The sequence below is a fragment of the Mesorhizobium sp. B2-3-11 genome (genome assembly GCF_006442215.1).
GTDB lineage: Bacteria > Pseudomonadota > Alphaproteobacteria > Rhizobiales > Rhizobiaceae > Mesorhizobium > Mesorhizobium salmacidum.
Genome location: NZ_VFVS01000020.1, coordinates 98016 through 115810, shown reverse-complemented (window position 1 = coordinate 115810; position 17795 = coordinate 98016). Strand labels below are relative to the sequence as shown.

The following is a 17795-nucleotide window of genomic DNA, read 5'->3' as shown; positions in this document are numbered from 1 at the left end:
TATCTTCTGTCCATTCCGCTTCATCTTTCGGATGTCCTCGACATGAGGACGGTTGTGATACATGCCCATGGTCAGCCTCCGCCGCAGCTCGTTTCTCAGATCGTGAACGCTCGCCGAAAAGCGTCCAGCGCCGCTTCCGGATCATTTTGCGCAAAGGCTTCCAGCCCCACTGCCCCGCGATATCCCATGACGAACAGGGTTCTCGCGATGTAGGGCCAGTTCATCTCGCCCGTTCCTGGCTCGCAGCGACCCGGATTGTCGGCGACCTGCACCTCACCGATGAAGGGCAGGCACTTCTGGCACCAGCGCACGATGTCACCCTCGCCGATCTGCGTGTGATAGAGGTCGAGGTTGATCCGCAGTTGCGGCCTGGCGATCGACGACACCAGAGCCAGCACGGCCGCCGTCGAGCCAAAGGGGCAGCCGGGGTGATCCAGCAGGTTCAGGTTTTCCAGCGTGAAGACGACACCTTCGGCCTCGGCCATGTCGCAGATGCGGTTCAAGGTGTCCCGCGCCTTCAGCCACATCGGACCGGTCTCGACCTCGGCCTTTATGATGGGAATGCCGCCCTCGCCCAGGCCGGTGCCATGCAGGTTCAACCGGGCAACGCCGAGGCGTTTTCCGACCTTCGCAGTCTCGAGAGCCGATCTTAGGAGCATGTCGGCCCCCTCGTCGTCGGCGAGCCGTCCTTCGAGGTAGCCGTTCATGATCGTGAAGCTCGCGCCGGTCTTCTCGAGCGCCGCGAGGTCATGGTCCGGCCAATTCCACAATCCGACGCCGAAACCCATCTCGTGCAGGCGAGCGGCGCGCCATTCGATAGGCTTGTCACGCCAAAGCATCTCGGCGCAGGCAGCGAGCTGAAAGCGTTGACCTGTCATGACTTAAACCTCGACCATGACGCGGCCATTCTCGACCTTCGTCTTGTAGGTCTTGATGTTCTCGCAGGCCGGTGGCGTCTCTACTTCCCCGGTCGTAAAGTCGAAAACAGAAGCGTGCTTGGGGCACTCCACCGTGTTCCCCATGACGAGACCGTCAGCAAGGTGGATCTTCTCATGCGTGCAAAGCCCGTCCGTGCAGTAATACTCGTCCGCGTCGTTGCGGAAGATTGCGAAAGTGCGGCCGCCGTTCTCGAAGCGTTTGGCTTCCTCGGCTTCGATTTCATCTGCGGCGCAAGCGTCGACCCAGGGCATTGAATACCTCTTCAGATATCTTGTGGTTTGAAATCTGCGGGGGCCGACGGCATCACGCCCTGGAGTAGCGCGACCGACTTCTCCAGCCCCTCCAGCGAATTGAGAAGTACGTCTTCGTGCTCGATGGAAAGCCAGCCGTCATAGCCAGCCATCTTGAGCCGATAGCAGAACTGTCGCCACCACTCCTCGCCATGGCCGAACCCAAGGGTGATGTAGCTCCAGGACCGCGCTGGAATGTCCATGAGGCTGCTATTCTCAAGCAACGAAGTCGTTGCCTGAACGGGTCGGTTGAGCAGCGTGTCCTTGGCATGAACATGATAAACGGCCGCGCCCAGCGCTTCGGCGGCAGCGAGGGGGTCAGCGCCCATCCAGAACAGATGCGAGGGGTCCAGATTGGCGCCAATGACAGGTCCGACCGCTGCTCGAAGTTTCAGGAGCGAGGGCACGTTATAGACACACTGATTACCGTGCAGCTCGAGCGCGATGCGCTCGACGCCGTTTTGCTTCGCCAGGGCAGCGATTTCGGTCCAGAAGGGGATCAGCTTTTCTTCCCATTGATATTTGAGGATGGTCTGTGTTTCCGGCGGCCAAGAGGACACAACCCAGTTCGGCATGCTATCGCTGGGACTGCCGGCCGGCAGGCCGCTCATGGTGCAGACCGTGCGAATGCCCATCTCGCCGGCGACACGGATCGTATCTTTCAACCCTTCGCCTTGGGTGCGATCGGTCGGATGCAACGGATTGCCGTTGGCGTTCAGGCTGATGATCTCCAACCCGTGTTCTTCGAACGCACCTTTGAAGCGCTTCTGGGCTTCCTTGTTGCCGAGCATGGATGAAAGCCGGAAATGAGGAGCGGTTGACCAGCCACAGGTATTCACCTCGATGCCGGATACGCCCATGAGCTGGGCGTGATCGAGCACCGCCTCGAATGGCAAATCGCCGAGACTGTCTGAAACGAAACCCAGCTTCACGCGTAAAACTCCGGCTTTGCAATCATCTGGATGGGCGTTCGACGGGCGTCCTTCAACGCCCTCACGCCAGCCTCGGCAACGACGGCAGCGCAATATCCATCCCAGCAATCCGAGGCGGTCAGCGGAAACTCCCCGGTCGTGACGAAGCGCAGGAAGTCGCGGTTCTGGTGACGGTAGGCATCGTAGTAGCGTGTCCGCCAATCGGCGTCGTAACCTGTACTTTGGGTAAGCGCCGACTCGGTGCGGGTATAGGCAACATTGTTGGTCGCCACGCTGCCCCTCTCACCGATCAATTCGGCACGGACGTCATAGCCGTAGGCGGCGTTGTTGTTGATCTCGATGTTGACGAGCTGGCCATCCACTGTTTCCAGCACCATGACGACGGGCGCGACACGCGCATCCGAGCGGCTCGGCTGGAATGCGGAAATAGCGGTATATTCCGTCCCGAGCACATAACGCACGACATCGAATTCGTGTGGGGCTGAATTGGTGATCGCCATCGCGCCGGTGAAGTCAGCCGCCGGCGTTTCGACGTTGCGATGGAAATTGTGCATCATCAGCGCCCGGCCGAGTTGGCCATCATCAAGCGCCCGCTTCATCTCCTGGTAGGAACGATCGTAGCGCCGCATGAATCCGAGCTGGATGAATTTCGCCCCCGCCTTCTGTTCGGCTTCCATCACCCCGATGCAGTCGGTCGACGCTTGTGAAAGCGGCTTTTCGCACAGAACCCGCTTGCCGGCGGCAATGCAGGCCATCGAGAGCGGCGCATGCGTGAAATCGGGACTCGCAATGATCACGGCGTCAACGTCTTGCCGCGCGATGGCGCCCTCGGGATCGACGGCAATGTCGAAGGCCCCGCACGCATCGGCGACGCGACGAGCGCGTTGCTCATCCATGTCGCAAACCAATTGAAGGGTTGCGCCCGGCAGTTCCTCGGCAACTATCTTGGCATGATCCGCACCCATCAAGCCGGCGCCGATCACTGCAATGCGAACTGTCATTTCTGTCCTGCTTTTTACTTTTCGAGTTTACGGGGCCGCTGTGATAGCCTCCCTAGGAAAGTCTAGTGAGCGGCTGGGACCTCGAGCACCTGCGGGGGCGGCGGATGCCCCTCATGGGTCTCCATGTAACCCTCCACCTGGGCTTCGAGGTCAGCCATGGTCTCGCCGCCAGCCATCAGATCCGTGATCTCCTCGCGGGACTTTTCGCCCTTGCGGAAATCGGCGGCGATGGCGCCACGGATCAGCACTGCGAAATGATCGCCGACGGCCATGGCGTGCATGACCTGGTGGGTGATGAAGACCACCGCCAGGCCGCGCCTCTTGGCCTCATTGACGATACGCAGCACATGCGAGGCCTGCTTGACGCCGAGCGCCGCTGTCGGCTCATCCAGGATCAGCACGCGCGCTCCAAAATACACGGCGCGGGCAATGGCGAGCGACTGGCGCTCGCCGCCCGACAGGCCGCCAACCAAGCGGTCACCGTCATCAATACGGGTGATACCGAAATCCCGTACCGCTTTCACCGCGATGTCGTTGGCGCGCTTGCGGTCGTAGATCCTGAACGGTCCCCACCCTTTGGTCGGCTCTACGCCGACGAAAAAAGACCGCCCGATGCTCATCAGCGGGAACGTGCCGCCGAACTGGTGCACCGTGGCGATTCCGCGTCCCTGCGCGTCACTCGGACCGACGAAGGTCACAGGCTGACCATCCATCAGTATCTCGCCGCCGCTGGGTTTGTGGACCCCGGCGAGGGTTTTGATAAGGGTCGACTTGCCGGCTCCGTTGTCGCCGAGCAAGCAAAGCACTTCGCCTGCGCGCACCCTCAGCGAGATATCGTGCAGGACGTCGATCGGTCCGAAGGACTTGTTGACGTTCCTCAGTTCGAGAATGGCAGGTTTGTCGTTCATGGCGTCATCTCTTCATCTGCAATTCGGCTGCGCGAAGGTGGCGTTCACCGAAGTGGGGCTTATCAAGGAATTCATCTCTCAAGGGTTTGCCGGCTCCCGTGGCAGGGTTCGCTTGCGCCCCGGTCTGAAGTACAGTGCCAGGCCGCGGAATGACTGGTTCATCAACACGGCCAGCAGGAGCATCACGCCGATGATCAGATTCGACCAGTTTCGGTCGATCTGGGTGAAGTAGATGCCCTGGCTCACAATCGCGAATGTGATGGTGCCGACGAAGATGCCCAGGACCGAGCCGAATCCGCCGGTCAGCAGCACGCCGCCCACGACGACGGACACGATGGCGTTGAAGATGAAGTTCATGCCGCCGGAGACCTGGGCGGAGTTGAACAGGATCGCCTGGCAGATTCCAACGAATGTGGCACTAACTGCTGACAACACGAACAGTGCAATTGTCATGCGGTTCGTCGGAATGCCGGCGTTGCGGGCGCTGACCTTGTCGCCGCCCATGGCAAAGAGCCAATTGCCGTACCGCGTCTTGTGCAGGACGAAACCCATGATGGCGGCGAACGCGATCCACCAGACGATGGTGACCTGGTGGCTACCACCGAGTAGTTGTCCGAACAGGAATTTTGCCCAGTCCGGCGCAGTGAGCGCCACGCTGGCATTGCCGGTCAGGAGCACCGAGGCACTGAGCACCACGCCCTGCATGGCGACGAGCGTGGCCAGGGTGATGATCAGCGAGGGCACCGAGGTGCGGATGGTCAGCAGGCCGTTGACCAGGCCGACCGCGACGCCGACCGCCAGCGCGCCGGCGATCCCTACCGTTATGGGCAGTCCGTAGTAACCGGACAGGATGGCGGTGGTCATCGAACCCGCCGGGATCAAAGCGCCGATGGAAATGTCGAGTTCGCCAGCGATCATCAGCAGCCCTACGGGAATGGCGACAATGCCGAGATTGGCCGCGAAATTGACCCAGCTCGCCGCGCCAACCAGCGTGCTCAGATTGGCGCCGCCGAACAGAACGAAGAACAGAACCACGCCGACGAGGCTGAGGATCGAGCCGGCTTCGGGACGGCGCAGCAACGACTTGATTGCGTCCATCATGACTGTCCCCCCTTCTTCGATGAATAGCTGAGCGCCAATTGCCGGAACGTGTCGTTGGTCAACACCGCAATCAGCAGAAGCGCGCCGATGATGATGCTCCCGACATTGGGATCCAGGCTGGTGAAATAGATGCCCTGGTTCACGATCGAGAAAGTGAGCGTGCCGAACACGATGCCGACGATCGAGCCGAAGCCGCCTGTGAGCAAGACGCCGCCAATGACCACGCACATGATGGAATTGAAGATGAAGGACTGGCCCGCCAGAACCTGCGCGCTCTGGTAGACCATCACCTCGCTGACCCCGACGAAAGCAGCGCTGAAGCCAGACAGCATGAACAGACCGATGGTCAGCCGTTTGGTCGGGATGCCAACGTTGCGCGCGCTTTCCTTGTCGCCGCCGAGTGCATAGATCCAGTTGCCCATCGGGGAGATGTGCAACAGCCAGAACAGGCCAATCACGAACACCACCCACCACAGGATCGTGACCTGGAACATGCCGCCGAGATAGTCGCCGAAGATTGCCTTGGTGAGCGGCTCCGGCACAAGCGAGACGCCGGTGCTGCCGGCGATCTTGACGGTGAGACCTAGGGTCAGACCCATCGTGAGGAACATGGTGCCAATGGTGATTATGAGCGACGGGATGGTCGTTCTCGTCACGAGCAGACCATTGAGCAAGCCGACAGCGAGGCCGAGGCCAAGCGCGGCCGTTATGCCAAGCCAGTCGGGCAGCCCATAGTGGCCTGACACGATAGCAGCGGTGAGAGACGCTGCGGGGATCACCGCACCGACCGAGATGTCCAGTTCCCCGGCGATCATAAGCAACCCTATCGGCAGCGCGATGATCCCGATCTCAGACGCGATATTCAACCAGCTGGCCGTGCCCGCTGCCGACATAAAGCCACTGCCGCCGAACAGACCGAAGAAAAGCAGGACTGCGACCATGCCAAGGAACGAGCCCGATTCCGGTCGACGCGCCAGCCTGCCGAAAGCCAATCCGGACTGCGTGCGATCCGCCAGCGGAGTTGAAGTGGATGTCACGGGATGTGCCATTAGGGTAATCCGCGATCACACGGCCGGCCGCGATGGGGCGGCCGCGCACAGAGAGGGAAAAAGGGCCGCCCGCTGTAAAGCGAGGGCGGCCCAGGCGGGAGGATTATCGCGTCCCTGCTTTCACGCCAGCGATGGTGGCGTCGACGTTTGTCTTGTCGACGATGCCTGGTCCCGTAAGGATCTCGCGGGTGGGCACCGCCAAGCCATAATTGACGTGGCCATTCAGAATCGCGACGGCCAGGTATCCCTGCAGGTAGCCTTGCTGGTCGATCGCGCAGGCCTGCTTGCCATCCTTAATGTTGTTCAGGATGGTTTCGTCAAAGTTCATGCCGCAGAGTTGCACTTTCCCGACCTTGCCGGCCTGGGTAAGGCCGTTCATGGCCGAGTTGGCGTCGACATTGCCAATGGTAAAGACGGCGTTGACGTCCTGGTGCTGCAGCAGATAGGCCTTCACTGCCTGGGCGACGGCCGTCGCCGAGCCGAAGGATGTAGCGGGCAATGGCAGGACGTCGGCTTCGCCACCGCCGTTCTTCATCCCCTCCTTGAAGCCGCCGCAGAAGGCCTCGATATTGGCAGCGCCCGGCAGCGTGTTGATGCAGACGCCCTTCTTGTTCCCGGCCTTGGTGAGGTACTCGCCAGCCGCGACACCGCCCTTATAATCGTCCGAGCCGACATAGTTCATTGCGCCGAGACGATCGGCTGCCTTCAACCCGCCGGCATTATAGATAAGCAGCGGAATGCCAGCGTCCCTTACCGCCTTGAACGCAGGATCCATAGCTTCCGGCACCCAGTCCGGGCCGACAATGGCATCGGCCTTCTGGTCGATGGCCTGACGGATCAATTCGGCGGCATCGACGCCCAGATTGTCGTAGTTCTGCGGCCCGAGCCAGGTGACCTTGCCGCCCTGAGCCTCGACCACCTTGCCGGCGTCTTCGGCACCGCGCTTGACGATCGACCAGAACGGATCGTCCGGCTTGCCGCCGACGACGAAGATGTTGGCGGCGAGCGTCGCGCCGGTGCTGAACCCGATCAGCATCGCCGTCGAGACGAGTGTCTTGAAAAGCTTCATGGTATTCCTCCCAGATTACCCCGTAGGGTTTCAACAAAAGTCTTCCTGTTCCGGACCCGCTCCTCACGGACCCAGCCGAAGCGGCGCTTGGTTCGTTATTCCGCAGGCATTCCGGATGCGGGATCGCCGCGGCTTTCCTGCCGGCTCCGCACCTTTTCCTTTTTCTTGCGGAAGCGGGCCTTCATGACCTCATCGGCTTCCTTGCTGCCGTCGTGCCAGGTGCCGAACAGCTTATCGAGCGGCACCAGACCGTCGCCGCCGTAATTCACCTCGAAGTACTTGTGGTGCAGGTAGTGCACGTAGGAATGGCTATCGAGATTGACCTTGTCGGTGATCTCGAAGGTCTCGAAGCCGAGATGGCCGTTGACGGCGCCGAAACCCGCTCCATGCAGCGTGAAATAGGCGCAGACCGGGTTGGACGGGATCAACAGGTGCAGCCAGGCTTCGACATGATAGAGGAAGCCCTCGACCGGATGCATCGACAGCGACGACCACGGGCTCGGATTGATCGAATTGTGGTGGACCGAGTGCACCCATTTGTAGAGCGGCGGCCAATGGATCGCCCGGTGCAGGAAGAAGAAATATACCTCATGCACGGCAGGCGCGATAAGCACCAGGAACGACAGGTAAAGCCAATTCGTCGTCCACGGCAGCCAGACCGCCCAGCTGTTCGCATAGACCCACAGCATCACGATCTCAACCAGCGTCCACAGCGGTATCGTGACGAAAAACGAGCGGGCGAAGTTGTCGATGTTCTGGCTTTGGAACCAGAAAACGTCAGACGGAGCGTCGGACGGAAATTTCGGATTGTACTTGAAGCGGTTCTGCTGTTTGCGCTGGATGTAGTAACGCAACTCGAAGAAGCCGTAGAAAAGAAAAATCCCCGCGGCGTTGAGGCCGTACAGCCAAAGGTAATTGAGTAGCGAGAAGCTCGCGAGGCTCTGCCAGCTCGGGATTAGCAGATTTACCCAAATGAGCGCGGTGGCGAGATGGAACGTGTTCCATGGCCAGAAGAACTCCGGGATCCAGGCCATCACTTTTTTTGCATTGAAGGGGCGGCGCCAGATCGGCGCCGGCTCCGCGCGGCGGTGCGGCGCCCAGTTGCCGCGTTTGTCGCGTGTTCCATACTGGAGATCATCCATCGCGGCAGCGCCTCCTGGCCCGGATCGGTCTGGCATTCGCACGTTCGGACGTTGCCCTGAGGCTGAGCCCTAACTTGGCGCAATTCATATCGGAGGGTTGATATTCGGAGAAGGCACAAATAAGATTAAAGTTGCATTTGTATCATTTAGTTTCAATCATGGTGATACGACGAGGAGCGGACGTTCATGAAGCGGCCGACGATCCAGGATCTCGCCACTGCAGCAGGCGTATCGGTGGCGACTGTGAACAGAATTTTGAGCGGCACCGTTTCGGTGCGGCCGAAGACGATCCAACGCGTGCAGAGCGCAGCCGAGGAAATCGGATTTTACGGCATCGGGGCGATCGACGATCGGGCCCGTAAGATATCGCCGCATTATCGACTGGGTTTCCTGCTCCAGCAGTCCACTCGTGACCTCTACCAGTTGTTCGGCAAGAAGATTGTTGCCGCCTGTCGCGAGCGTCGGGATGAGGTCATCGATCCCGCCGTCGACTTCGTGGATATTTTGACGCCGGAGACCATTTCGAACCGTCTTATCGCGCTCGGCGAGGAATGCGACGCTGTCGCGGTCGTCGCAGCCGATCACCCAATCGTTGGTCAGGCCATCCGCGCCCTGAAGGAGGTGGGAAAGCCGGTCGTCTCATACATCACGGATCAGTCCGCGCCGGAAAGGGCGGCTTATGTGGGTACTGACAATTGGAAGCTGGGGCGGACTGCGGCCTTCCTAATGGCGCAAACCACCCAAGGCCCAGGCCGCATTGCGGTTTTCATCGGCAACCACCGGTACCAATGCCAGGATGTCTCGGACGCCAGCTTCCGCTCCTATCTGCGCGAGCACGCGCCTCGGCTGACGGTCGAGGAAAGCCGCCCCACGCATGAGGAACCAAGCGAGGCCTACCGCATGGTGGCCGAGTTGCTGAAGACGGCTGAAGACCTTGTGGGAATTCTGATCGTCGGCGGCGGCATCACAGGCGTGCTTCGCGCGCTAAAAGAGGTCACACCGGAAAGGCGCTCAGCTATCAAGGTGGTATGCCGCGACATTGGACCCGAGACACGCAGAGGTCTTTCGGAAGGATTGATCACCGCAGCTCTCTGTCATCCTCTCGAAGCTACGTCGGCCCTTCTCGTGCAGACAATGATCGACGTTATCAACCCACAGGCACAGCTGGCCACTCTACAGCGGTCGATACCATTCGAAATAGTTACGCCGGAGAACATCTGAGGCGCATCGCAGATGCTGATCCCATTGTACATCCGAATGTCTGCCTTCAGGCAAATAAGGGCGGCAGCAAGGGCGGACATGAGGCGCAGTGCTGCCGGGTAGCACGGGACCGGCAATGGTTCCTCGGCTTTGCGCGTGCACAACCAGATCTCCGACGACCTTTCGCCAACGCCAGTCTGGCAGATATTCGTGGGAACGCCTAGGAGCCTGACACTCTGGGTCGCGGTTTCCCAACGGCGTTTGCTTAGCCCTTGGAGCGTTTAATCCTTTGCCCTTAAAAGGCTCCACAACCTGACCCAAACTGCATCGAGCAGCGATCGGAGTGACCGGGTTGGGTGACTTTTTGCTACCGTCTTGCTGACCGACACTGCTTTTTCCAATGCGCCAGCCTCAATCATCCGATGCTTCATCTGCTGGACTTGGTGAGCAATTTTCATGACACATTTCTCTCAGGCGGATTCCAACTATCGGCATCATTTATTAAGTTGCCGAAAACGCCCGCTAGATCACCGCCTCCTCCATGAACGGTTCGTTGCGCGGAATGCGCTCATAGCAGAATGGCGACAGGTCGAGCGTCTGGAAAGCGCCGTGAACGATCAGCTCCGACACGCCCCGCCCCACGGCAGGCGACTGCTGCAGACCGTGCCCTGAAAACCCGTTGGCAAACATGAAGTTTTTCACCTGCGGGTGAAAGCCGACAATGCCGTTGTGATCGAGCATGTTGTACTCGTAGTGGCCGGTCCAGCTGGTCTGCACCTTTAGTGCATCGAAGGCCGGAATGCGGTGCCAGAGCGACGGCCAGATGTAGTCGTCGAACTCTTCGAAGTGCATCTCGAAGTCGTCGTAGTCGGCCGGTCCGTCGCCTTGCGGCGTGTTGCCGGTGAGAAAAAGTTCGCCTTCCGGGCGCACGAATGTTCCGGAGAGGTCAATGACATTGGGCATCCGGCCAGGGATCGGAGTGGCGCTGGCGAAAACGAAGCTGTAGCGCTTGTAGGGCGCCACCGGGATCGACAGCCCGGCCATGGCCGCGACCTGTTGCGCACGCGGGCCGGCGGCGTTGACCAGCGTTCCGCAGGCTATCGTCTGGCCTGTCGCAAGCCGCACCGAGACGACTTGGCCCTCGGCGACATCCAGTCCAGTCACGGCATTGTCGATATATTCGACCCCGCTGGCGCGCGCGGCGCGGCGGAAGCCGTTCAATAGGCCCATGGAATCGAACCAGCCCTCTTCACGAGAACCCCAGGAACCGCCGCCGAGATCCTCGATATTGAGCCAGGGAAAACGCTCCTTCAGCGGGCCTGGATCGAGGAATACCGTGTGGGCGCCGAGACTGCGCTGCAGGTCGACGCGCTCGCGCGCCGCCTCGACACCGTCGGGCGAGCAGCAATAGAGATATCCGTGTTCCTTGAAGCCGAGGTCAGGGGCCGGCTCGTCCTTGTAGAACGGCGCCATCCGCTCCTGGAAACCGCGGATGGTCTCGATGCCGAACTGGCTGATCTTCACATTGATCGGATTGGAATATTGCTGGCGGATGGCGCTGGTGGAGAGCGCCGTCGACGAGAACGTATAGCTGGAGTCGCGCTCGACCACGAGGATCGAGGCGCGGCCGCCCAAGGCTTGGCTCAGCCAGTAGGCCGTCGACGACCCGACGACCGCGCCGCCGACGATGACGATATCGTAACGGCTTCGCAGCGGCGCCTTGTAGGGAGGAATTGCCATGACTTTGCCTATCGATTGAAGGAAGCGATCAGGGCATCCGAGCCCCTTGCCAGCAAACCGAGGTCGGAGCCGACCGCGACCATGGTGAAACCGTCGGTGAGATAGCGGTCCGCATCTGCCTTTGCCGGCGCCAGGATGCCGCTGGCCTTGCCTGCCGCCGCTGCCGCCTTGCGCACGGAGGCGATCGCCTTCTGCACATGCGCCGCACCAGGATTGCCCATCGCGTCCATATTGGTGGAGAGATCGCCGGGGCCGACGAAGAGCACGTCGACGCCATCGACGGCGGCGATCTCGGCGGCATTGGCGACGCCGGAGTCATCCTCGATCTGCACGGCGAGAAGCTGCTGGGCACGGGCGTTGGCATGGTAGCCGGCGATGCGACCAAAGGCGTTGGCGCGGTGGCCGACGGAAAAGCCGCGGAAACCGCCCGGCGCGTAAGTCATCGCGGCAACGATGGTGCGCGCCTGATTGGCCGTGCGCACATTGGGGATCATCAGGCTGCGGGCGCCGATATCCATCGCCTGCTTGATCAGATTGGGATCGTCCGAAGGAAGCCTGACTACCGCCTCGCTGTCGAAGGCAGCCACGACCTGCAACTGCGCCATGATGCTGCGCAGATGATTGGGGCTGTGCTCGCCATCGATCAGCAGCCAACCGGCGCCGGAGCCCGCCACGATCTCCGTGGTGAGGGCGGAGGCCAGCGAGCACCAGATGCCGATATGCGCACGGCCGGCCGTCACGGCGGCCTTCAACGTATTGAGGCGCTCCTGCATTTTGCGATCAATCTCCCATGGACAACGGCGCGCTTAAATTTGTATGATGTCCTATATCATATGGCCCGCTTGACCTGCAAGATGGCTCTGGCCGCAACGGAGTTTGTAGATGAAGATTGGCTTTATCGGACTGGGAGTGATGGGGGCGCCGATGGCAAGGCATCTCGCCGATGCGGGGCATGAGGTCGTCACCGTGCTCAACCGCTCGCCTCTGCCTGCGGATCTGCAAGCATCGGTCGTCGCCTCCGCCGCCGAGGTGGCGCGGACTGCGGAGATCGTCATCACGATGCTGCCCGACACGACTGACGTGGAGCGCGTCCTGTTTGGCCAGAACGGCGTGCTTGAAGGGATATCCGCCGGCAAGCTGGTGATCGACATGAGTTCGATCAGCCCGATCGCCACCGCCCAATTTGCGGCGAAAATCAGGGAAGCCGGTGGGGGCTATCTCGATGCGCCGGTATCGGGCGGCGAGGTCGGCGCCAAGGCGGCGAGCCTCACCATCATGATCGGCGGTCCGGCCGCCGAGTTCGAGCGGGCGCTGCCGATCTTCCAGAAGCTTGGCAAGAACATCACCCTCATCGGCGAGCACAATGGCGCCGGGCAGACCTGCAAGATCGCCAATCAGATCATCGTCGCGCTCAACATCGAGGCGGTGGCCGAAGCGCTGGTCTTCGCCAGCAAGGCCGGCTGCGACCCGGCGAAAGTGCGAACGGCGCTGATGGGCGGCTTCGCCTCCTCGCGCGTGCTTGAAGTGCATGGCGAGCGCATGATCGCCCGGACCTTCGCGCCGGGTTTTCGCATCAAGCTCCACCAGAAGGACCTCAATCTGGCCCTGGAGAGCGCGCGTTCGCTTGGCGTTTCCCTGCCGAGCACGGCGCTGGCGCAGCAATTGATGAATGCCTGTTCAGCGCGACCGGGAGGGGCCGAGGCTGACCACTCGTCTCTTGTCCAGGCGCTCGAGATCCTGAGTAATCATGAACTGTCAAACGGAAAGGAATGAACCGATGCGCGGAACCGGAAAGGCGGAAATCTTCGTTATGCTTGCCCATCCTGTAGGGCATGCGAAGAGCCCCGGCATGTTCAACGAGATATTCGAGCAGAAAGGGCTGGACAGCCTGATGGTGCCGCTGAGCTGCCGTCCGGAGGATTTCGATACTTTCTGGGCCGGCATCACGGCGGCGGAAAACATCCGCGGCGTGATCATCTCTGTGCCCTACAAGGTCCCGGTCTATCACAAATGCGCCGCCGCGCACGACCGCGCCGCGCGCGTGCAAAGCGCCAACTCGGTGCGCCGGCAAGCGGACGGCAGCTGGTATGCCGACAATTTCGATGGCGTCGGCTTCATCGACGGATTGAAGGCGGGCGCGCATCAAATTGCCGGACGAAGAATCCTTCAGGTCGGCGCTGGCGGCGCCGGTGCATCGCTGACCTATTGTTTGGCCGAGGAAGGCGCGGCGGAGATCCGCCTGAACGATATCGACAGGGATCGCGCTGAGAAGCTGGCTGTGCTGGTCCACAAGGCCTTTCCAAACTGTCGCATTGAGGTCGGAGAGCCCGATCCCACCGGTATGCACATGGCGATCAACGCGACGCCTTCGGGCCTGAAAGGTACCGATCCGCTGCCCATGGATGTGAGCAAGCTGACGCCGGACATGACGGTGGTCGACATCATCATGGAGCCGGCCGAGACGGCGCTGCTCAAGACGGCGAAAGCGATCGGCTGCCGCATCCAGCCGGGGCGCCCGATGATGGATTTCCAGGTCGAAGCCATGTCCGCCTTCTTCGACATCGATCGGAAGGATCGCAGCCATGGCTGATGCGCCAACCGCAGTCGTTGTCGGCGGCACTTCCGGCATCGGCCGCGCCATTGCAGTGCGCTTCGCTGAGGACGGCTACAGGGTGGTCGTCGCGGGCCGGGACGCACCACGCGGCAAGGGGGCGGCAGGTGCATGCGAGACGGCGGGCGCGCCACGCGCTGTGTTTGTCCAGACCGACGTCGCCGATGCCGGCTCGGTCGAAGCGCTGGCCAAGACTGTCAGCCAGGCCTTCGGCACGCCTCATGTCGTGGTCAATTGTGCCGGCATCCTGCAGAGCGGCAAGCACGTCCTCGACCAGGATCTCGACGAAGACGAGAAGATGTGGCGCATCAACTATCGCGGCACGCTTTTGGGTTGCCAGGTGTTCGGTCGGCTCATGTCGGCCGCCGGGCGTGGAGCGATCCTCAACGTCGGTTCGCTCGCCTCTTTCGCGCCACTCTCCCTCCCCGCTTACACACCGGGCAAACATGCGGTCCTGGCGCTAACCCAGATCCTGGCGGCCGAACTCGGCCCGCACGGTGTCCGCGTCAATGCGGTGGCGCCCGGCTACACGCTTTCCGATGGGCTGAAGACCAAGATAGCCAGGGGCGAGCGCAATCCCGAGGCGATCCAGGCCACAACGGCGCTGCGCCGCTTCGTCGAGCCGCGCGACGTTGCCGAGGCGGCTTTGTTTCTCTGCTCGGATCGTGCCGCGTCGATCACCGGTGTCACTCTGCCCGTCGATGCCGGTTGGCTCGTGCAGGCGCCCTACGCGCAGTATTTGCAGGGCAATCCCATCCGGCAGACGCCGGCTATCTGATGAGGACAAATTTCGTGAGCGACATCAAGCGTTTCGACTTCGACACCCGCATTCACCACGGCGTCATCCACAATGGCACGCTCTATCTGACCGGTCAGGTCGCAAGACCAGGCCAATCCGCCGCCGACCAGATGCACGAGGTGCTCGGCAAGATCGACGTATTGCTGGCCAAGGCAGGCACAGATAAGACCCGCATCCTGCACGTGCAGATGTGGCTGGACGACGTCAGGGACTTCGACGAGGTCAACACGGTGTGGGATGCCTGGGTGCCGAAAGAGCATGCGCCGGCGCGTTCGTCCGGCGAAGGACGGATGGCCAAGCCCGGAATGCTGGTCGAACTGATCGTCACCGCGGCGGTTTGAATGGTCCTGCTGGTTCGGGCATCATCCCGAATCTGGCTAAGGGGAGATTGATGACCAAGCGCAAGCCGCTTTCCACCGTGGTGGCGGAGAGCCTGTCCGAAAAGATCCGGTCCGGACGGCTGTTGCCAGGCGCGCAACTGCCGACCGAGGCGGAGCTTTGCGCCGAATACGACGTCAGCCGAACTGTCGTGCGCGAAGCGGTGGCGCGTCTGCGCTCTGACGGCATGGTGGTGCCGCAGCAGGGGCGCGGCATGTTCGTCAGCGAAACACCGGCGCCGCGCAATTTTTCGATACCGGATGAGGCTTTGAGAACCTTGCCGGAAACCATCGCCTTGCTGGAACTCAGACTGAGTGTCGAGGTGGAGTCGGCCGGACTTTGCGCGGAGCGGCGCACCGATGCGGAGGCGAGCGAAATCCGCGCCCTGATGGAACAGGTCGACGCCCAGCAGGCGGATCCGGCCATCGTCCAGATCCACTACGATTATGATTTCCATCTGGCGATCGCCAAGGCGGCGCGCAATGAATTCATCCACGGCTTCCTGAGCTATCTCAGGCCTATGATCGTCCCGCGTTTTCAGCTCGGTTACGTCGTCGCGCCCGACCGCAAGGACGCCTACTACGCGCGCATCCACAGCGAGCACAGGGCAATCGTCGATGCCATCGAAAAGCAGGACGGCCGCGCAGCCCGCCAGGCCATGCGCAAGCACCTGCACAACAGTCTTGGACGCGTGCGCGCCCTGGCGAAAGCCTCGGGCGTCGAGGCAACCGAGGCTGAACAGAAAGCAGCCGCGGCCTCGCTGTTCACCGACATGACAAGGCCTGCCGCGACCGGCGGATAGAACCCGGCGGGTTCGATCGCAAAGGCAATCGCACGGAGTCAGATTAGCCCTGCATTGCGAAAGCCGTGTTTTTGCCAAATCGGTCGGCTGAAGGAACCTCCTGCGCGCTGAAGAGGTCGCTTTCCTTTGGTTTACGGCTTTCGCCGTCGGGTGGAAGGCGTGGAATGTTTCGAACGTGAAAGGCGCTTTCGAAAGTTTATCTTTCCTTTTTGCTGGTTTTCTTGGTTTCGCGGCGCCGGCCCGCGCCGCACACTGAAAGTCAGGCAAACGGGAAAGCCCACGTGACGACAGCCTTCATCACAGGTGCGACGAGCGGCATAGGGCGCGCAATGGCGATCGCGCTCAGCGATGCCGGCTACGAGGTCTATGCGGTTGGACGCAGCAAAGCTTCGCTCAAGGAACTGCAGGCCGAGCGGTCCGGCATCGTGCCGATTGCCGTCGACATCACTGACCGCGAAGCGCTGGAATCGGTGCTGGCCGATCTCACCATCGACGTGCTGATCAACAATGCCGGCATGATGCCGCCACTCGGCAATTTCGCCGACATGGCCATCGCCGACATCGACACCACGCTGGAGGTGAACCTCAGCGCCACGATCCTGCTCACCCGCCTCATCGTGCCGAAGATGCGCGAGCGCCAGTCGGGCCACATACTGTTTACCGGCTCCGTCGCGGGCCATGCGCCATTCTCCAACATTGCCGTCTATTCAGCCACCAAGGCGGCGATCTCCGGCTTCGCAGCGGCACTGCGCGCCGACCTCTCCCCGTCCGGGATCCGCGTCACCGAGATCGTCGCCGGCCGTGTCGAGACGCAGCTCTACAGGGACATACTCGGCGCCGAGGCGCGCGCGGCCATGTACGCCGCGAAAGTGGTGCAACCAGATGACGTGGCCAGGATGGTCGTCGCGGTGCTCGCACTCCCTGCATGGGCCGACGTTACGCGTTTCGACATCATGCCGACCTGGCCAACCTCGCCAAGCGGCACCAAGTAGGAAAAACAGGATGAAAGACCTTTCCGTTCTCATCGTGGGTGGTGGCGCCGGCCTCGGCGCCCTCTTGGCCGAGATGGGCGTTGACGCCGGCGCCGCGAAGATCGGCATCATCGACATCAATCAGCAGGCAGCCGAAGCCGCGCTTGGACCGGCGAAGGCCAAGGGCCTGCCGACCGCAGCAGCGGCATGCGACATCCAGGTCGGCCCGCAGTGCCATACGGCCTTCGATGCCATCGTCTCGAAGCTCGGCCGCGTCGACACGGTGATCAATTGCGCCGCGATCTATCCGCGCCGCCCGCTCCTCGAGATCTCCGACGCCGACTGGGATGCCTCCAACGGCATCAACATCAAGGGCACCTACCACATGATGGTGGCCGCCGTTCGCCACATGCAGTCGCAGGAGCCGAAAGCCCATGTGCGCGGTCGCATCGTCAACCTGACGTCGGTCGACGCGTTCAAGGCGCATCCGCAGAACGCACACTATGCGGCGACGAAGGCGGCCGTGGTCAGCCTCACCCGTTCGTTCGCCCACCACGTGGCCAAGGACGGCATCCTGGTCAATTCCGTTGCGCCGGCCGGCATGGCCACCGAGAAGGCAAAAGCGCTCGGCTTCCTGGAGGAACTGGCCAAGGCGAGCCCGCTCGGCCGCGGCGCCGAACCGACCGAGATTGCCGAGTGGGTGCTGATGACAGGTGGGCCCAAGAACACCTACATGACCGGCGAAAACGTAATTGTATCAGGTGGTTATATCTACGCTTAGAAGCACCTTAACGCAGCCGGCGGCGACCGGAATACGACAGTGCATGATCAACGGAGCCTCAAGCGGAAGGAGCGGAATTTTC

At 61.5% G+C, this 17795-nt stretch carries 19 protein-coding genes; 8 read left to right on the top strand and 11 right to left on the bottom strand.

The window, feature by feature from the left end:
• Positions 1–95: 95 nt before the first annotated feature.
• From FJ960_RS24410 to FJ960_RS24370, 9 genes are all read right to left on the bottom strand, one after another.
• Complete coding sequence (locus FJ960_RS24410; protein ID WP_140717340.1) at positions 96–878, bottom strand: TIM barrel protein; 783 nt, start codon at positions 876–878, stop codon at positions 96–98.
• A gap of 3 nt (positions 879–881) precedes the next feature.
• Entirely contained in the window at positions 882–1190 is a 309-nt protein-coding gene (locus tag FJ960_RS24405) for a MocE family 2Fe-2S type ferredoxin (RefSeq protein ID WP_140504532.1), read from the bottom strand.
• A gap of 11 nt (positions 1191–1201) precedes the next feature.
• Positions 1202–2161: a sugar phosphate isomerase/epimerase gene (locus tag FJ960_RS24400; protein WP_140717338.1), complete on the bottom strand. Its 960-nt coding sequence runs from the start codon at positions 2159–2161 to the stop codon at positions 1202–1204.
• Complete coding sequence (locus FJ960_RS24395) at positions 2158–3162, bottom strand: Gfo/Idh/MocA family oxidoreductase (RefSeq protein ID WP_140717336.1); 1005 nt, start codon at positions 3160–3162, stop codon at positions 2158–2160. The genes FJ960_RS24400 and FJ960_RS24395 overlap by 4 nt, the downstream gene beginning before the upstream one ends.
• 62 nt (positions 3163–3224) lie before the next feature.
• Positions 3225–4070 carry an ATP-binding cassette domain-containing protein gene (locus FJ960_RS24390; protein WP_140504538.1) on the bottom strand — a complete coding sequence of 282 codons (846 nt, stop codon included), beginning with the start codon at positions 4068–4070 and terminating at the stop codon, positions 3225–3227.
• Between the two features lie 78 nt (positions 4071–4148).
• A complete protein-coding gene (locus tag FJ960_RS24385) occupies positions 4149–5168 on the bottom strand; it encodes an ABC transporter permease (RefSeq protein WP_140717383.1) in 1020 nt (339 codons plus the stop codon).
• Positions 5168–6112, bottom strand: coding sequence for an ABC transporter permease (locus FJ960_RS24380; RefSeq protein WP_246672929.1), 945 nt, complete (start codon positions 6110–6112; stop codon positions 5168–5170). Before FJ960_RS24380 ends, FJ960_RS24385 begins: the two co-directional genes overlap by 1 nt.
• Before the next feature lie 211 nt (positions 6113–6323).
• Complete coding sequence (locus FJ960_RS24375; protein WP_140717381.1) at positions 6324–7256, bottom strand: sugar ABC transporter substrate-binding protein; 933 nt, start codon at positions 7254–7256, stop codon at positions 6324–6326.
• Positions 7257–7384: 128 nt separating this feature from the next.
• Positions 7385–8431 (bottom strand): sterol desaturase family protein, encoded by a 1047-nt coding sequence (locus tag FJ960_RS24370; RefSeq protein WP_140717332.1) that lies wholly within the window; start codon positions 8429–8431, stop codon positions 7385–7387.
• Between the two features lie 186 nt (positions 8432–8617).
• On the opposite strand from FJ960_RS24370, the gene FJ960_RS24365 reads away from it, so the two are divergent.
• Entirely contained in the window at positions 8618–9652 is a 1035-nt protein-coding gene (locus FJ960_RS24365; RefSeq protein WP_140717330.1) for a LacI family DNA-binding transcriptional regulator, read from the top strand.
• 501 nt (positions 9653–10153) lie between these two features.
• Here FJ960_RS24365 and FJ960_RS24360 read toward each other — a convergent pair.
• Together FJ960_RS24360 and FJ960_RS24355 are read right to left on the bottom strand one after the other, a co-directional pair.
• Positions 10154–11371, bottom strand: coding sequence for an FAD-dependent oxidoreductase (locus tag FJ960_RS24360; RefSeq protein WP_140717328.1), 1218 nt, complete (start codon positions 11369–11371; stop codon positions 10154–10156).
• A gap of 8 nt (positions 11372–11379) precedes the next feature.
• Positions 11380–12144, bottom strand: coding sequence for an aldolase/citrate lyase family protein (locus FJ960_RS24355; protein WP_140717326.1), 765 nt, complete (start codon positions 12142–12144; stop codon positions 11380–11382).
• Between the two features lie 109 nt (positions 12145–12253).
• Here FJ960_RS24355 and FJ960_RS24350 point away from each other — a divergent pair, with 109 nt between their 5' ends.
• From FJ960_RS24350 to FJ960_RS24320, 7 genes are all read left to right on the top strand, one after another.
• Complete coding sequence (locus FJ960_RS24350; protein ID WP_140717324.1) at positions 12254–13144, top strand: 2-hydroxy-3-oxopropionate reductase; 891 nt, start codon at positions 12254–12256, stop codon at positions 13142–13144.
• Between the two features lie 4 nt (positions 13145–13148).
• A complete protein-coding gene (locus FJ960_RS24345) occupies positions 13149–13961 on the top strand; it encodes a shikimate dehydrogenase (protein WP_140717322.1) in 813 nt (270 codons plus the stop codon).
• Positions 13954–14760: an SDR family oxidoreductase gene (locus FJ960_RS24340; protein WP_140717320.1), complete on the top strand. Its 807-nt coding sequence runs from the start codon at positions 13954–13956 to the stop codon at positions 14758–14760. The genes FJ960_RS24345 and FJ960_RS24340 overlap by 8 nt, the downstream gene beginning before the upstream one ends.
• Before the next feature lie 14 nt (positions 14761–14774).
• Complete coding sequence (locus FJ960_RS24335; RefSeq protein ID WP_140717318.1) at positions 14775–15122, top strand: RidA family protein; 348 nt, start codon at positions 14775–14777, stop codon at positions 15120–15122.
• A 50-nt stretch (positions 15123–15172) separates the two neighbouring features.
• On the top strand, positions 15173–15961 hold the full coding sequence (locus tag FJ960_RS24330; protein WP_181174304.1) for a FadR/GntR family transcriptional regulator: 789 nt from the start codon (positions 15173–15175) through the stop codon (positions 15959–15961).
• A 281-nt stretch (positions 15962–16242) separates the two neighbouring features.
• Positions 16243–16953, top strand: a complete 711-nt coding sequence (locus FJ960_RS24325) for an SDR family oxidoreductase (protein WP_140717314.1) — start codon at positions 16243–16245, stop codon at positions 16951–16953.
• Positions 16954–16963: 10 nt separating this feature from the next.
• Positions 16964–17713 (top strand): SDR family oxidoreductase, encoded by a 750-nt coding sequence (locus FJ960_RS24320; RefSeq protein ID WP_140717312.1) that lies wholly within the window; start codon positions 16964–16966, stop codon positions 17711–17713.
• Positions 17714–17795: the final 82 nt, after the last annotated feature.

Excerpts from the sequence above, each read along its gene's own strand:
- FJ960_RS24410 (WP_140717340.1), bottom strand. The coding sequence starts at position 878 with ATGACAGGTCAACGCTTTCAGCTCGCTGCCTGCGCCGAGATGCTTTGG.
- FJ960_RS24405 (WP_140504532.1), bottom strand. The coding sequence starts at position 1,190 with ATGCCCTGGGTCGACGCTTGCGCCGCAGATGAAATCGAAGCCGAGGAA.
- FJ960_RS24395 (WP_140717336.1), bottom strand. The coding sequence starts at position 3,162 with ATGACAGTTCGCATTGCAGTGATCGGCGCCGGCTTGATGGGTGCGGAT.
- FJ960_RS24390 (WP_140504538.1), bottom strand. The coding sequence starts at position 4,070 with ATGAACGACAAACCTGCCATTCTCGAACTGAGGAACGTCAACAAGTCC.
- FJ960_RS24385 (WP_140717383.1), bottom strand. The coding sequence starts at position 5,168 with ATGGACGCAATCAAGTCGTTGCTGCGCCGTCCCGAAGCCGGCTCGATC.
- FJ960_RS24380 (WP_246672929.1), bottom strand. The coding sequence starts at position 6,112 with ATGGTCGCAGTCCTGCTTTTCTTCGGTCTGTTCGGCGGCAGTGGCTTT.
- FJ960_RS24375 (WP_140717381.1), bottom strand. The coding sequence starts at position 7,256 with ATGCTGATCGGGTTCAGCACCGGCGCGACGCTCGCCGCCAACATCTTC.
- FJ960_RS24370 (WP_140717332.1), bottom strand. The coding sequence starts at position 8,431 with ATGGATGATCTCCAGTATGGAACACGCGACAAACGCGGCAACTGGGCG.
- FJ960_RS24365 (WP_140717330.1), top strand. The coding sequence starts at position 8,618 with ATGAAGCGGCCGACGATCCAGGATCTCGCCACTGCAGCAGGCGTATCG.
- FJ960_RS24360 (WP_140717328.1), bottom strand. The coding sequence starts at position 11,371 with ATGGCAATTCCTCCCTACAAGGCGCCGCTGCGAAGCCGTTACGATATC.
- FJ960_RS24355 (WP_140717326.1), bottom strand. The coding sequence starts at position 12,144 with ATGCAGGAGCGCCTCAATACGTTGAAGGCCGCCGTGACGGCCGGCCGT.
- FJ960_RS24350 (WP_140717324.1), top strand. The coding sequence starts at position 12,254 with ATGAAGATTGGCTTTATCGGACTGGGAGTGATGGGGGCGCCGATGGCA.
- FJ960_RS24345 (WP_140717322.1), top strand. The coding sequence starts at position 13,149 with ATGCGCGGAACCGGAAAGGCGGAAATCTTCGTTATGCTTGCCCATCCT.
- FJ960_RS24340 (WP_140717320.1), top strand. The coding sequence starts at position 13,954 with ATGGCTGATGCGCCAACCGCAGTCGTTGTCGGCGGCACTTCCGGCATC.
- FJ960_RS24330 (WP_181174304.1), top strand. The coding sequence starts at position 15,173 with ATGACCAAGCGCAAGCCGCTTTCCACCGTGGTGGCGGAGAGCCTGTCC.
- FJ960_RS24320 (WP_140717312.1), top strand. The coding sequence starts at position 16,964 with ATGAAAGACCTTTCCGTTCTCATCGTGGGTGGTGGCGCCGGCCTCGGC.